Genomic DNA, 13,137 nt, shown 5'->3' on the forward strand with positions numbered 1-13,137 from the left:
CGGCGGCGCGAACGGAACATGACGACCTCTCTCGGGGGTCTCGACCGGGTCGCGGCTCGGCCGCTCGCGTGCTGTCAGTGGTCACCGAACATCACCGTCCAGGAGCCCGACTCGGCGTTGACGCCCAGGTAGGCGAACCCGACGCCGAAGGTTGTGAAGTCCCCACGGAGCATCAGCGCGTTGTGCGGCGGAGAGTTCTTCCACGCCTCCAGCGCGGCGGGACCCGAGCCGTAGTAGCAGGGGTTGTCGGCGGTGCCGCCTTCACCCCCGTACTCGATCTCCCCGATCAGCCCGGTGTGGCCGCCGCACAAGTCCGCGCGCTGGGCGATGCCCATGCCGCGTGAGTGGGTGTGGTCGACGGGGGAGGCGCCGTCGGTGCGGGTGGCGGAGTCGAGCGAGCCCCACATGGTCGGCCGGCGCAGCTGCTCGGAGATGGTGAGCGGCGCCAGCCCGTACTGGGCGCGGTAGGCGTTGATGTTGTCCGCCACCCACTGCTCGCTGGCGTCCAGCTGCAGACCCAGCTGGCCGGATAACGGCCACGCGTCGGCCGACGTCGTCACCGCACACCGGCAGAGCGTGCCCCGTCCACCGCAACCTCCGACGTGAGCACCGCGAGCCCGCGGCACGACCAGCTCTCCCTCCCGGAACACCCTCGCCCAGCGGCAGCCGGAGGCAGCCGGCTGCGCGACGGCGCGTCGGCCACGGGCCCGCGGGGCACGAGCGGACGAGGAGCCTGTGCGCCGCCGTGGCACGGCGGCGCACAGGCTCCTCGTCGGTGGTCTGCGCGGCGGGACGCCCACACGTGTCGTGGACGCCCTCCCGGCCGGGTCAGTCCCGGCTGGACAGCAGCACCGGGTCGGTGACCGGCCGGCCGAGGTGGGCCGCGTCGTGGTCCCGGGTGGCGCGGACGTCCCGGAGGTGACGGGCCATGGCGGCGCGGTACGAGGCGATCGAGGTCACAGCAGGCTCCCGAGGTGAGAAATGGTTTCGTTCTGCACCCGACACTAATCCTCGGCAATGGTCGAGAACCGCGGGGACCTTGTGATCATGGCCACGGGGATGGTAATTCTCGAGATTAGTCTGTGTGAGTGCTCACGTGCCACGACGCGCTTGTGACCTGCGCCTCCGTGCTGGACGTCGCGGCTGTTCCGCCCGTCACACGACCCCGGGACCCAGTTCTCCGGCCATTCGCGAAGTGTGTCGGAGTCGGCGCGGGTGGCGTGGACCGAGCATTTCCCTCGACCATTGTGCGCGCCGGGCGGGTGCCGGGCCGGCCGCCGACGGTCTGACGCCGGGCCTCCCGCGTGCGGCCCCTGGGGCGTTCCGGGCGTCAGACTGGGTGTCTCGACGGAGGAGGGGCGATGGTCGGGTACACCGCGACCGCGATCTGCGAGGGCGACCACTGGGTGATCGACGTGGACGGCGTCGGCACCACCGAGGCGGCGAGCGTCGAGGACGTCCAGGAGATGGCCGTCGACCTGGTCGTGGCCACGACCCACGCCGCCCACGAGGACGTGCAGGTCGACGTGCGCATCCTCTGACCCGGTCGCGACGGCCCGGTCAGCCGACGGCCGGGGCCTGGAGGTCGCGCCACCGGGCGGGGGTGAACCCGTACGTGCGCCGGAAGTGGCGGGTCAGGTGGCTCTGGTCGGCGAAGCCGGCGTCGGCGGCCGCGCGGGCGAGCGACGCGCCACCGGCGATGGCAGCGCGGGCCAGCGCGAGCCGCCGCTGCACGCGGTACCGGTCCGGGCTGGTGCCGTAGGTGCGACGGAACTGGCGCGCGAGGGTCCAGCGGTCGCAGCCGGCGATCGCCTCGAGGGTCGCGGCCGACGTGTGCTCCGGGGCCCGCTCCGCGAGGTGCCGCCGGACGGCCTCCACCGCCGCCACGTCGATCGGGGCCTGCCGGGGCGCGGCTGCGCCGCTCAGCGCCAGCAGGCAGTCCGCCACCGCAGCGGTGAGCGAGGCGGCGGCGAGGTCGTCGACCGGCTCGTCGATGTCCGCGAGCAGGGTGGCGACGATGCCGGTCGTGAGGGAGGGGTCCTGCACCGGATCGGGGACGAAGGGCAGGGGTCGCCGACCGAGGGCGTCGCGGACGAGTTCTGGGGCGATGTAGAGGATGCGGTAGCCGAACCCCTCGTCGGTGCCCTGTGCGCCGTCGTGGGTCTCGTCCGGGTGGAGGACGTGCACCTGCCCGGGCAGGCACACGCGGCGCTCGCCCCGGTAGGTGAAGGTCTGCACACCGGAGGTGGTCACGCCGATCGCGTAGACGTCGTGGCGGTGCGGCTCGAACGCGCAGTCCCGCAGGCGGACCTCGGCCCGTTCGAGGCCGGGTGCCGCCGGGCCGAAGCGCATCCAGCTGGGGTCGGCGTCGCACGATCGTGCAAGACCGTCGGCGTCCGTCCCGGTTCCCTCGGTGGACATGCAGGGACGCTACCGGGGGAGCCCGGCGCGGGTGTCGCGATGACCTGGGACGCGACGGGTCCGCTGCTGGTGACCGCGCTGGCGGTGATGGGCAGTCCCGGTCCCTCGACCGTCAGCCTCGTCGCCGCCGTCGCGGCGTTCGGGACCCGTCCCGCGCTCCGGTACGCGGTGGGCCTGGTCGCCGGGACGACGGCGGTGCTGGTCGGGGTGGCGACCGGGGTGACCGGCGTCCTCCTGACCGTGCCGGGTGCCGGCCCGGTGCTGCTGGCCGTCTCGGCGGCCTACGTGCTCTGGCTGGCGTACCGCATCGCCACGGCCCCGCCGCTGACGGACCGGAGGACGACGGCACCGCCACCGACCCTCGGCGCCGGTGCGCTGCTGGGGGCCGGCAACCCGAAGGCCTGGGTGGCGATCGCCGCGGTCTACGCCGGCTCGCCACGCGCCGGGGACCCGACCACGGACGCCGTCGGGACGATCGCGCTGCTGACGGGCGTGATCGTGGTCGTGCACGCGGCCTGGCTGGCCGCCGGCATCCCGTTCGCCGCGCTGCTTCGGCGACCGCGGCTCTCCCGCGTCGTGCACCTGACCCTGGCCGCGGCCCTGGTGGCCTCGGTCGCGCTGGTGGTCCCGACGTGAGAGAGCCGCGGGCGGTCACCGGTTCGCGTCGTCCCGCAGCAGGCGCAGCCAGCCGATCAGGAGCACGCCGCCGGCCCAGACGAGCAGCGTCGTCACCGACGACGTCCGGGTCATCCCCGGCACCTCGCCGAGCAGGAGGAACGCCGCGCCCGTCCCGGGCAGGAGCTGGGCGAGCTCGGCCATCCACTCGTAGCCGAACTGCGGCAGCAGCAGCGGGAGCAGCAGCATCAGCAGGAACACGGTGACCAGGGCGCCGGCCGTGTTCCGCAGCACGAAGCCGAGACCGACCGCCAGGGCGGTGCCGGCCGCGAAGACGAGTGCGATGGTGCCCAGCACGTCCAGACCCGCGTCGAGCGGCAGCGTGAGGCTCGGGCGGGCCGCGGTGTGGGCCGCGAGGGCCGAGCCGAGGCCCAGCAGCACGCCGAGGGTCGTGGCGGTGGCCACCGTCACGACCAGCCGGGCGAGCAGGAGGACGGTGCGGCGCGGCGTCCACTGCAGGGTCGGCACGATCCCGCCGGTCGCGTAGTCCGACGTGACGGCGATGAGGGCGAGCGCCAGCAGGGCGAACTGCGCCGGCATGGCGGTGACGGGCACGATCGCCCAGGCCGGGTCGCCGTGCGGAGGCGCCGGGTCGGTGGCCGCGTCGAACCCGGCGGCGGTGCCGATCCCCACCATGACCACGGCGGCCGCCGCCAGGAAGAGCCCGGTGGTCCGCACCGTCCAGAGCCGGGTCCACTCGGCCGCGCAGGTGCGCGCGAACACCCGCCAGGACGGGACGTCGGTCCCGCGGACCGGTGTGGCCAGTGCCGTCACCGTGCTCCCTCCGTGGTCGTCAGGACCGGTTCGTCCCGGCCCCCGTGGTACTCCACGCTCGTGCCGGTCAGCGCCAGGTAGGCGTCCTCCAGCGACTGGGCCACCTCGGACAGGTGGCGCAGCGGGATGTGCGCGGCGTTGGCCAGGTCGCCCACCAGTTCCGCGGTGGCGTCCTCGACCTGCAGCTCGTCCGCGTCGATCCGGGCGACCGGGAGGCCGCGCTCCCGCAGCCGGGCCAGCAGCGCCTCGGACTCCGAGCTGCGGACCCGCACCTGCCCGTGCCCCAGCCCGCTGAGGATCTCCGCCGTCGTCGCGTCGGCGATCAGCCGGCCGCGGCCGATGACCACCAGCCGGTCGGCGGTCTGCTCCATCTCGCTCAGCAGGTGGCTGGAGACCAGCACCGTGCGCCCCTCGTCGGCGAGCTGGCGCAGCAGCCCGCGGATCCAGCGGACGCCGTCGAGGTCCAGCCCGTTGACCGGCTCGTCGAACAGCAGCACGGCCGGGTCCGCCAGCAGCGCGGCGGCGATCCCCAGCCGCTGCCGCATGCCGAGCGAGTAGCCCTTGATCCGGCGGCGGGCCGCGCGGCCGAGCCCGACCAGCTCGATCACCTCCTCCACGCGACGCAGCGGGATGCCGTTGGTCCGGGCCGCCACGCGGAGGTGGTTGCGACCGGTGCGGCCCGGGTGCACGGACCCCGGGTCGAGCAGCGCGCCGACCTCGCGCAGCGGCTCGGCCGCGGTCGGGAACGGCCGTCCGTTGACCAGGACCTCACCCGAGGTGGGCCGGTCCAGGCCCAGCACCATCCGCATCGTCGTGGACTTGCCGGCTCCGTTGGGCCCGAGGAACCCGGTGACCTTCCCCGGCTCGACGTCGAAGCTCAGGTCGTCGACGGCCAGGACGTCGCCGTAGCGCTTGGTCAGCCCGCGGACCTCGATCACCGGCGTCCCCCCGGCGGAGTGCCCTGCGACCGGCCGCGCCGGAGGGTCCGGACGGCGAGGAAGAGCGCGCCGAGGACGAGCAGTACGCCCAGACCCTGGAGGCCGGGGGAATCGTCGGACTCGCCGTACACGACGGCGAGCACGCCGACGGTGACGGCCAGGGCGGTGCCGAGGGCGAGCGGGACGTGCTTCACGGGGTCTCCTCCAGACGTGGGGTGTGCGCGGCGCCGTTCGGGTCGTCGACCCACTCGAGGAGGTCCCCGGGCTGGCAGTCGAGGACCCGGCACATGGCCTCGAGGGTGCTGAACCGCACGGCCTTGGCGCGGCCGTTCTTCAGCACCGCCACGTTCGCCGGCGTGAGCCCGACCCGGTCGGCGAACTCGCCGACGCTCATCTTGCGTCTGGCCAGCTCCACGTCGATGCGGACGACGATGGCCATCAGATGACCGCTTCCATGTCGGTCCGGAGCGTCGTGGCCTGCCGCAGCAGCTCGCGCATGACGACCATCAGCAGCCCGAGCACGGACAGGCCCATGCCCACGAGGAGCAGGAGCAGCGGGAGCCCGGGGTCGTCCGCGTGGAAGGCGACGTAGAGGGAGAACCCGCCGAGCGTCACCCAGGCGGCGGCGATGGCCGCCACGATCGCGTCCACCCACACCATGGACGCCTCGCTGAAGATGCGGTCGTCGCGGACCAGGGTGAGCAGCTTCCAGGTGGAGACGATCACCGCCTGCACGCACAGCACCCAGAACACGGTGAGGGCGGTCATCGGCCACCGGAGGTACGCCATGTCCGGGTTCTGCTCGGCCATGTACGCGAACTGACCGGGCAGCGACATGACCTGGAACAGGACCAGGAGGGCGAACAGGAGCACGAGGAAGACCCGGAGCGGAGCCACCGCTCGATGTGCGATCAACATGGATCGACTGTCACGTGCTACCTATCGAAAGTCAATAGGACACGCTCGTGCGGATGACGAGTCGCGCGGCCGGTCGCCGGGTCGCACACCCCGCCGGCGGGTGAGGGGCGGCGGCGGTGCGGTGGACGGGACGGCGTCCCAGCGGGTACAGACGGTCACGACGGATCCCAGCCGGAGGAGTGGCCGTGCTCATCGGAGTGCCCAGAGAGTCCCGCCCCGGGGAGACACGGGTGGCCGCGACACCGGCGACCGTGGTGCACCTGATCGACCTCGGCTACGCGGTCGTCGTCGAGCGCGGCGCGGGCGCCGCGGCCAGCGCGCGGGACGAGGACTACGCGGCCGCGGGCGCTCGGGTCGGCGACGCGGCCGAGGCGTGGGGTGCCGACGTGGTGCTGCACGTCGGCAAGCCGGCTCCCGGGGAGATCGACGCGCTCCGGGACGGTGCGGTGCTGATCAGCGTGCTGGCCCCGGCGCTGGACCCCGAGCTGGTCGCCCGGCTGGCCACCCGGCCGATCACCGCGCTGGCGGTGGACGCCGTGCCCCGCATCTCCCGGGCGCAGGGCATGGACGTGCTCAGCTCGATGGCGAACATCGCCGGCTACCGGGCGGTCATCGAGGCGGCGCACGCCTTCGGCCGGTTCTTCACCGGCCAGGTCACCGCGGCCGGGAAGGTGCCGCCGGCGAAGGTGCTCGTCTGCGGCGCCGGCGTCGCCGGTCTCGCCGCCATCGGCGCGGCCAGCAGCCTGGGTGCGATCGTGCGGGCCACCGACGTCCGGCCGGAGGTGGCAGAGCAGGTGCGCTCGGTGGGCGGCGAGTACGTCGCCGTCCGGGCCGCCGAGCAGCAGGTGAGCGCGGACGGCTACGCCCGGGAGGTGTCCGAGGACTTCGCCCGGCGGGCTGCCGAGCTGTACGCCGAGCAGGCCCGCGACGTCGACATCGTCGTCACCACGGCGCTGATCCCCGGCCGGCCGGCCCCCCGGTTGATCACGGAGGAGATGGTCGCGAGCATGCGGCCGGGCAGCGTCGTCGTGGACATGGCCGCCGCGCAGGGGGGCAACGTCGCCGGCTCGGTGCCCGACCAGGTCGTCGTCACGGCCAACGGCGTCACGATCATCGGTTACACCGACCTGGCCGGGCGGCTGCCGGCGCAGGCCTCCCAGCTGTACGGCACGAACCTGCTCAACCTGCTGAAGCTGCTCACCCCGGCCCGGGACGGGCAGCTGGTGCTCGACCTGGACGACGTCGTGCAGCGCGCCATCACCGTGGTCCGGGACGGCGAGACGCTCTGGCCGCCACCGCCGGTCCAGGTCTCCGCGGCGCCCGCCGTCGCGGAGCCACCGCCGGCCCCGGTCAGGGCCCCGGCGCGGGAGCGGATGACCCCTGCGCGGCGCTCGGCGCTGGTCGGGCTCGGGGCAGGGGTGCTCTTCCTGCTGACGGCGTTCGCACCCGGCCAGCTGGTCGGCAACCTCACCGTCTTCGCGCTCGCCGTGGTGGTCGGCTTCTACGTCATCGGGCACGTGCACCACGCCCTGCACACCCCGCTGATGAGCGTCACCAACGCCATCTCGGGGATCATCGTCGTCGGCGCGCTGCTGCAGGTCGGGCACGGGAGCACCGTCGTGACCGTGCTGGCCGTCGTCGCGGTCCTGCTGGCCAGCATCAACGTGTTCGGCGGCTTCGCCGTGACCCGCCGCATGCTCGCCATGTTCACGCCCACCCGGTCCGCCCGATGAGCGCCACCACCGCGGCCGGGGCCGCCTACCTCGTCGCCGCACTGCTGTTCGTGCTCAGCCTGGCCGGGCTGTCCCGCCACGAGACGGCGCGGGCCGGCAACCGCTTCGGCATGGCCGGCATGGCGCTCGCCCTCGCCGCCACCGTCGGTCTCGCCGCCCGCGACCTCGAGACGGTGGCGATCGCGCTGATCGTCGCCGCCATGGGCGCGGGCGCGGCGATCGGCCTCTGGCGGGCCGGGCGGGTCGCGATGACCGGCATGCCCGAGCTCATCGCGCTGCTGCACAGCTTCGTCGGCCTGGCCGCGGTCCTGGTCGGCTGGAACGGCTACCTGGCGGTCGAGGGCGCGCCGGCCGGCGAAGCGGAGCTGCTCGACCTGCCGGTCGGCATCCACTCCGCGGAGGTGGGGATCGGCGTCTTCATCGGCGCGGTCACCTTCACCGGTTCGATCGTGGCCTTCCTCAAGCTGTCGGCGCGGATCCGCTCGAACCCGCTCATGCTGCCCGGCCGCAACGCGCTCAACCTCGGCGCGGTGGCCGCCTTCGCCGTCCTGACCGTGGTGTTCGTCGTCGAGCCGAGCCTGCCGGTGCTGGCCGCCCTCACCGTGCTGGCGCTGGCGCTGGGCTGGCACCTGGTCGCCTCGATCGGCGGCGGCGACATGCCGGTCGTCGTCTCGATGCTCAACAGCTACTCGGGCTGGGCCGCCGCGGCGTCGGGCTTCCTGCTCGACAACGACCTGCTGATCATCACCGGCGCGCTGGTCGGCTCCTCGGGCGCCTACCTGTCCTACGTGATGTGCCAGGCGATGAACCGGTCGTTCCTGTCGGTGATCGCCGGTGGGTTCGGTACCGAGGGTGGCAGCGTGGCCGCCACCGAGGACGGCGAGTACGCCGAGGTCACCGCCGACGAGGTGGCCGCCCTCCTCCGCGACGCCGAGTCGGTGGTCATCACGCCGGGCTACGGCATGGCGGTGGCGCACGCCCAGGGCCCGGTCGCCGAGCTCACCCGCAAGCTGACCGAGGCCGGGGTGCAGGTGCGCTTCGGCATCCACCCGGTCGCCGGCCGGCTGCCGGGGCACATGAACGTGCTGCTGGCCGAGGCCAAGGTGCCCTACGACATCGTCCTGGAGATGGACGAGATCAACGACGACTTCGCCAAGACCTCGGTCGTGCTCGTCATCGGCGCCAACGACACGGTCAACCCCGCCGCCACCGAGGACCCCGCCAGCCCGATCGCCGGCATGCCGGTCCTCACCGTGTGGGAGGCCGAGCACGTCGTCGTCCTCAAGCGGTCGATGAGCACCGGCTACGCCGGCGTCCAGAACCCGCTGTTCTTCAAGGAGAACACCCGGATGCTCTTCGGGGACGCCCGGGAGCGGGTGGAGGACGTGCTCAAGGCGCTCTGACCGCAGCGCACGTGGGACCTCAGAGCAGGTGGAGCAGTGCGACCGTGCCCAGCCCGCAGGCGGTCGCCAGCACGACGCTGCCCCGGCGCCAGGCCACCGCGGCGGTGACGACGGCTCCGGCGAGGAAGGCCGGGTCCACACCGCCCGGGCCGCCGACCAGCGCGGCGGCGATCACCGCGGCCAGGACGGCCGGGCCGACGTGGGGGAGCGCGCGCCGGACCGGCCCCGGCAGGTGCCCGGCCGGGACGACGGTGATGAACAGGACCCGCAGCAGCCAGGTCACCGCGGCGGCGCCCGCGCAGGCGATGAGCGCGGTCACGACGCCCTGCCCTGGACGAGGACGGCCGCCGCGATGCCGGCCGCCGCGCCGATCAGCACCGGCGTCCCGGCGGGCAGGGCGCCGCCGACGGTGAGCGCGCCGGTGACCACCCCTGCCGTGCCGGCCGCCACCAGCCCCGGGCGGTCGGTGACGCGGGGGACCAGCATCGACAGGAAGACGGCGGCCGGGGCGAAGGCCAGGACGGGCGCCGCGGCGGCGAGCACCGGCCCGGCGACCACGCCGAGGGCGACCAGGCCGGTCCAGGTGAGGGCCAGCGCGCCGCCCAGCGTCGTCCAGTAGCGGCGGAAGCCGGTGGCGTCCCGCAGGTCGTCGCGGGCGGTGACCAGCACGAAGGTCTGCTCGACGATCCAGTGCGGGGCCAGCCAGCGGAACCAGCGGGGCTGGCCGCGGAAGTGCGGCTCGAGCACGGCCGCGTACATCACCAGCCGGGCGTTGATCACGGCCACCGAGGCGACCACCGTGCCCACGCCGGCCCCGGACGCCAGCAGCGTGAGCAGGCTCAGGTGCGCGGTGCCGGCGTAGATCGCCGGGGCTCCGGCGATGCCGAGCAGGGCGCCGGTGCCGGTCTGCGCGATCGTGAGACCCACGACCAGCCCCAGCGGGGCCAGCGCGAGGACGACGGGTCCCATGTCCCGCACGGCCACCCCGCCGGCCCGGGACCACGACCAGACCCCGCCGGTCGTGGGCAGGGTCGCCTCGACGCTCATGCCGCCGTCTCCTCCGCTCGTGCTCGTCCCACGGTCGGACGGTAGGAGGTCCGGCTTCCCGTGCCCTTCCCGCGCGGCGGTGGCCGTCCGGGCTCCCGGAAGGAGCCGGGAGCCGGCGCGCGTCAGGCGATGACCACCTCGACGCCGGCGGCCTCCAGGGCGGCGAGCGTCTCCTCGTCGGCGCCGTCGTCGGTCACCAGCACGTCGACGTCCTCGGGCGCGGCGAACCGGACGAGCGTCTCCCGGTTGAGCTTGGTGGAGTCGGCGAGGACGACCACCCGCTGACCGGCCCGGGCCATCGCCCGCTTGACCGACGCCTCCGCGGCGTCGGGTGTGGTGAACCCGTGGTCGGCGGTGATCCCGTTGGTCCCGAGGAAGGCGACGTCGACCCGGAGGTCGGCGAGCTCCCGCAACGCCGGCTCGCCCACGGCGCACTGCGTGACCCCGCGCACCCGGCCACCGAGGAGGTGCACGGCGACGCCGGGGGAGTTGGCCAGGTGGGCCGCGATCGGTACGGCGTTGGTGACGGCGAGCAGGTGCCGGTCGGCGGGCAGCAGGTCGGCGAGGGCGGCGGTGGTGGTGCCGCCGTCGAGGAGGATGCTGCCGTCGACACCGGGCAGGAGGTCCAGCGCGGCCTTGGCGATCGCGGACTTCTCGTCGGTCAGCCGCCCGGACCGCTCGGCGAGGCCGAGCTCGACCAGGGCGAGCGCGCCGACCGGGACCGCCCCGCCGTGGACGCGGCGCAGCATCCGGGCCCGTTCCAGGACGGCGAGGTCCCGTCGGACGGTCTCCGTCGTCACCCCGAACTGCTCGGCGACCGCGGCCACGCTGAGGCGCCCGCGCTGGGTGACCAGCACCGCGATGGCCTGCTGGCGTTCCTCCGGATACAGCGGACCCTCCTCTTCCGGCCGAGTGCGCCCGGCTCTGTTGCGACCGCGTGTGTTCGTGTTGATTCGCATGGGAACGTCTTGACAAGAGTAGCGCCGAACGTGACGCTGGTCACGCAACGGGCGCTGGGTCCCTCGATCGGGGCTCTCGCCCGGCGTCGTCCCCGCGGTCGCCCGCGTCGTCCCGGAGCCCCACGTCCTGCCGGGCAGCGGGCGATCCGGTTGCCGTCCGAGCCAGGAAGAGGAAAGCCAGTGAGCGCGTCCACAGCTGCAGCACCTGCGGGGCAGACCGGAGCCAGGGTCAGGGTGCAGAAGTTCGGCACCTTCCTGTCCGGGATGATCATGCCGAACATCGCCGCGTTCATCGCGTGGGGGTTCATCACGGCGTTCTTCATCGAGTCGGGCTGGACCCCGGTCGCCGGGCTGGGCGGCTTCGGCACCGATTCCGAGGGTGAGCCCAACGTCGGCCTGGTCGGCCCGATGATCCGCTACATGCTCCCGCTGCTGATCGCGGCGCAGGGCGGCCGGATGGTCTACGGCGTCCGCGGCGCCGTGGTCGCCGTGGTGGCGACCATGGGCGTGATCGTCAGCACCGACCAGCCGATGTTCCTCGGCGCGCTGATCATGGCGCCGCTGGCCGCCTGGGTGATGAAGCAGCTGGACAAGCTGTGGGACGGGAAGATCAAGCCCGGCTTCGAGATGCTGGTGAACAACTTCTCCGCCGGCATCGCCTCCGCCGCGCTGGCCGTCGTCGGCTTCTTCGCCTTCGGCCCGGTCGTCGAGGCCCTCTCCACGGTGCTCGGCAACGGCGTGAACTGGCTGGTCGACCACAGCGTGCTGCCGCTGGCGAGCATCATCATCGAGCCGGCAAAGGTGCTGTTCCTCAACAACGCGATCAACCACGGCGTGCTGACCCCGCTCGGCGTCCAGCAGTCCGCCGAGACCGGCAAGTCGATCCTGTTCCTGCTCGAGGCCAACCCCGGTCCCGGCCTCGGGGTGCTGCTCGCCTACATGCTGTTCGGCAGCGGGATGGCGCGCAGCACCGCCCCGGCGGCCGCGATCATCCACTTCTTCGGCGGGATCCACGAGATCTACTTCCCCTACGTGCTGATGAAGCCGGTGCTGCTGCTCGGCGCGATCGCCGGCGGCATGGTCGGCATCGGCACCCTGGCCGTGTTCGACGCGGGCCTGCGGGCACCGGCCGCGCCCGGCTCGATCATCGCGGTGCTCGCGCAGACCCCCGGCGGCAGCTTCATCGGCGTGATCCTCTCGGTGCTCCTGGCGGCGGCGACGTCGTTCGTGGTCTGCTCGCTGCTGCTGAAGCTCAGCCGCAAGAAGGGCGGCGACCTCGCGGGGGCGACGGCCGAGATGGAGGCCATGAAGGGCAAGCGGAGCTCGGTGTCCGGCGTCCTGTCCCCGACGGAGGAGGCGGAGGAGGACCAGCTGGAGGCCGCCGGTGTGGCGCACCACCACGACGCCGCCGCCAAGCCCGTGCAGCGGATCGTCTTCGCCTGCGACGCCGGCATGGGGTCGAGCGCGATGGGCGCCTCGGTGCTGCGCAACAAGATCAAGAAGGCCGGCTTCGCCGACGTGGACGTCAAGAACGTGGCGATCGCGAACCTGACCGACGACGTCGACCTCATCGTGACGCACCAGGACCTCACGGCCCGGGCGCGGTCGATGTCCCCGTCGGCGCAGCACGTCTCGGTGGACAACTTCATGAACAGCCCGCAGTACGACGCCATCGTCGACCAGCTGAAGTCGACCAACACGCAGGGTGCCGGGACCACGCACTGACCCGGCCCACGGTCGGCCGGCACCGGCGGGTCCGGTGCCGGCCGTCCGCCGTTCCACTCATCCAGGGAGTTCCATGAGCGACATCCTCACCCTGTCCCAGATCAAGGTCCCGGGCACCGCCCGCAGCAAGGACGAGGCCATCCGCGAGGCCGGGCAGCTCCTCGTCGACGCCGGGGCGGTCAGCCCCGCCTACGTGGACGCGATGTTCGAGCGCGAGAAGTCGGTGTCCACCTACATGGGCAACTCGCTGGCCATCCCGCACGGCACGAACGAGGCCAAGGACGCCATCCTCCGCTCGGCGCTGTCGGTGGTGCGGTACGACCAGCCGATCGACTGGGACGGCAACGAGGTGCGGTTCGCGGTCGGCGTCGCCGGCGTGGAGAACGGGCACCTGGAGATCCTCGGGAAGATCGCGATCGTCTTCTCCGACAGCGACGAGGTCGACAAGCTGCTGGCCGCCGGCTCGGCCGAGGAGGTCTACCGGCTGCTCCACGACGTCAACGAGTAGAAGGACCACCCTTCCCCCCACGCCTCGCACGCGCGG

At 73.3% G+C, this 13,137-nt stretch carries 16 protein-coding genes; 6 read left to right on the plus strand and 10 right to left on the minus strand.

Annotation, left to right across the window (positions count from 1 at the left end):
* Positions 1-74: 74 nt before the first annotated feature.
* Positions 75-560, minus strand: coding sequence for a CAP domain-containing protein (locus HL189_RS14080; RefSeq protein WP_369134333.1), 486 nt, complete (start codon positions 558-560; stop codon positions 75-77).
* Positions 561-1,361: 801 nt separating this feature from the next.
* Here HL189_RS14080 and HL189_RS14085 point away from each other — a divergent pair.
* Positions 1,362-1,541 (plus strand): hypothetical protein, encoded by a 180-nt coding sequence (locus HL189_RS14085; RefSeq protein WP_369134334.1) that lies wholly within the window; start codon positions 1,362-1,364, stop codon positions 1,539-1,541.
* A gap of 19 nt (positions 1,542-1,560) precedes the next feature.
* On the opposite strand, the gene HL189_RS14090 is transcribed toward HL189_RS14085, so the two are convergent.
* Positions 1,561-2,421, minus strand: a complete 861-nt coding sequence (locus tag HL189_RS14090; protein WP_369134335.1) for an AraC family ligand binding domain-containing protein — start codon at positions 2,419-2,421, stop codon at positions 1,561-1,563.
* Positions 2,422-2,460: 39 nt separating this feature from the next.
* Between HL189_RS14090 and HL189_RS14095 the strand changes: the two genes are divergently transcribed.
* Complete coding sequence (locus HL189_RS14095; protein ID WP_369134336.1) at positions 2,461-3,057, plus strand: LysE family translocator; 597 nt, start codon at positions 2,461-2,463, stop codon at positions 3,055-3,057.
* Between the two features lie 15 nt (positions 3,058-3,072).
* Here the strand turns inward: HL189_RS14095 and HL189_RS14100 are convergent, their stop codons facing one another.
* From HL189_RS14100 to HL189_RS14120, 5 genes are read right to left on the minus strand one after another with little or no spacing between them, the layout of a single operon-like run.
* Positions 3,073-3,870 (minus strand): hypothetical protein, encoded by a 798-nt coding sequence (locus HL189_RS14100; RefSeq protein ID WP_369134337.1) that lies wholly within the window; start codon positions 3,868-3,870, stop codon positions 3,073-3,075.
* Positions 3,867-4,808 (minus strand): ABC transporter ATP-binding protein, encoded by a 942-nt coding sequence (locus tag HL189_RS14105; protein WP_369134338.1) that lies wholly within the window; start codon positions 4,806-4,808, stop codon positions 3,867-3,869. The genes HL189_RS14100 and HL189_RS14105 overlap by 4 nt, the downstream gene beginning before the upstream one ends.
* The gene (locus tag HL189_RS14110) at positions 4,805-5,002 is read right to left on the minus strand and encodes a hypothetical protein (RefSeq protein WP_369134339.1); all 198 of its coding nucleotides are present in this window, start codon (positions 5,000-5,002) and stop codon (positions 4,805-4,807) included. The genes HL189_RS14105 and HL189_RS14110 overlap by 4 nt, the downstream gene beginning before the upstream one ends.
* Positions 4,999-5,247 (minus strand): helix-turn-helix domain-containing protein, encoded by a 249-nt coding sequence (locus HL189_RS14115; RefSeq protein WP_369134340.1) that lies wholly within the window; start codon positions 5,245-5,247, stop codon positions 4,999-5,001. Before HL189_RS14115 ends, HL189_RS14110 begins: the two co-directional genes overlap by 4 nt.
* A complete protein-coding gene (locus HL189_RS14120; protein ID WP_369134341.1) occupies positions 5,247-5,726 on the minus strand; it encodes a DUF2975 domain-containing protein in 480 nt (159 codons plus the stop codon). The genes HL189_RS14115 and HL189_RS14120 overlap by 1 nt, the downstream gene beginning before the upstream one ends.
* A gap of 197 nt (positions 5,727-5,923) precedes the next feature.
* Here HL189_RS14120 and HL189_RS14125 point away from each other — a divergent pair, with 197 nt between their 5' ends.
* A complete protein-coding gene (locus tag HL189_RS14125) occupies positions 5,924-7,459 on the plus strand; it encodes a Re/Si-specific NAD(P)(+) transhydrogenase subunit alpha (RefSeq protein WP_369134367.1) in 1,536 nt (511 codons plus the stop codon).
* Positions 7,456-8,862, plus strand: coding sequence for a Re/Si-specific NAD(P)(+) transhydrogenase subunit beta (pntB, locus tag HL189_RS14130; RefSeq protein ID WP_369134342.1), 1,407 nt, complete (start codon positions 7,456-7,458; stop codon positions 8,860-8,862). The genes HL189_RS14125 and pntB overlap by 4 nt, the downstream gene beginning before the upstream one ends.
* A gap of 19 nt (positions 8,863-8,881) precedes the next feature.
* Here the strand turns inward: pntB and HL189_RS14135 are convergent, their stop codons facing one another.
* The 3 genes from HL189_RS14135 to HL189_RS14145 form a co-directional block, all read right to left on the minus strand.
* On the minus strand, positions 8,882-9,181 hold the full coding sequence (locus tag HL189_RS14135) for an AzlD domain-containing protein (RefSeq protein WP_369134343.1): 300 nt from the start codon (positions 9,179-9,181) through the stop codon (positions 8,882-8,884).
* Positions 9,178-9,909: an AzlC family ABC transporter permease gene (locus tag HL189_RS14140; protein ID WP_369134344.1), complete on the minus strand. Its 732-nt coding sequence runs from the start codon at positions 9,907-9,909 to the stop codon at positions 9,178-9,180. Before HL189_RS14140 ends, HL189_RS14135 begins: the two co-directional genes overlap by 4 nt.
* A 122-nt stretch (positions 9,910-10,031) precedes the next feature.
* Complete coding sequence (locus HL189_RS14145; protein WP_369134368.1) at positions 10,032-10,799, minus strand: DeoR/GlpR family DNA-binding transcription regulator; 768 nt, start codon at positions 10,797-10,799, stop codon at positions 10,032-10,034.
* Between the two features lie 303 nt (positions 10,800-11,102).
* On the opposite strand from HL189_RS14145, the gene HL189_RS14150 reads away from it, so the two are divergent.
* Positions 11,103-12,593 (plus strand): PTS mannitol transporter subunit IICB, encoded by a 1,491-nt coding sequence (locus tag HL189_RS14150; protein WP_369134345.1) that lies wholly within the window; start codon positions 11,103-11,105, stop codon positions 12,591-12,593.
* A 73-nt stretch (positions 12,594-12,666) separates the two neighbouring features.
* Positions 12,667-13,101, plus strand: coding sequence for a PTS sugar transporter subunit IIA (locus HL189_RS14155; protein ID WP_369134346.1), 435 nt, complete (start codon positions 12,667-12,669; stop codon positions 13,099-13,101).
* Positions 13,102-13,137: the final 36 nt, after the last annotated feature.

This window comes from Modestobacter sp. I12A-02662, assembly GCF_041028325.1.
GTDB lineage: Bacteria > Actinomycetota > Actinomycetes > Mycobacteriales > Geodermatophilaceae > Modestobacter.

What these genes read in the sequence shown, in the direction of transcription:
- HL189_RS14085 (WP_369134334.1), top strand. Translation starts at nt 1,362, where the DNA reads ATGGTCGGGTACACCGCGACCGCGATCTGCGAGGGCGACCACTGGGTG.
- HL189_RS14090 (WP_369134335.1), bottom strand. Translation starts at nt 2,421, where the DNA reads ATGTCCACCGAGGGAACCGGGACGGACGCCGACGGTCTTGCACGATCG.
- HL189_RS14095 (WP_369134336.1), top strand. Translation starts at nt 2,461, where the DNA reads ATGACCTGGGACGCGACGGGTCCGCTGCTGGTGACCGCGCTGGCGGTG.
- HL189_RS14115 (WP_369134340.1), bottom strand. Translation starts at nt 5,247, where the DNA reads ATGGCCATCGTCGTCCGCATCGACGTGGAGCTGGCCAGACGCAAGATG.
- HL189_RS14120 (WP_369134341.1), bottom strand. Translation starts at nt 5,726, where the DNA reads ATGTTGATCGCACATCGAGCGGTGGCTCCGCTCCGGGTCTTCCTCGTG.
- pntB (WP_369134342.1), top strand. Translation starts at nt 7,456, where the DNA reads ATGAGCGCCACCACCGCGGCCGGGGCCGCCTACCTCGTCGCCGCACTG.
- HL189_RS14140 (WP_369134344.1), bottom strand. Translation starts at nt 9,909, where the DNA reads ATGAGCGTCGAGGCGACCCTGCCCACGACCGGCGGGGTCTGGTCGTGG.
- HL189_RS14155 (WP_369134346.1), top strand. Translation starts at nt 12,667, where the DNA reads ATGAGCGACATCCTCACCCTGTCCCAGATCAAGGTCCCGGGCACCGCC.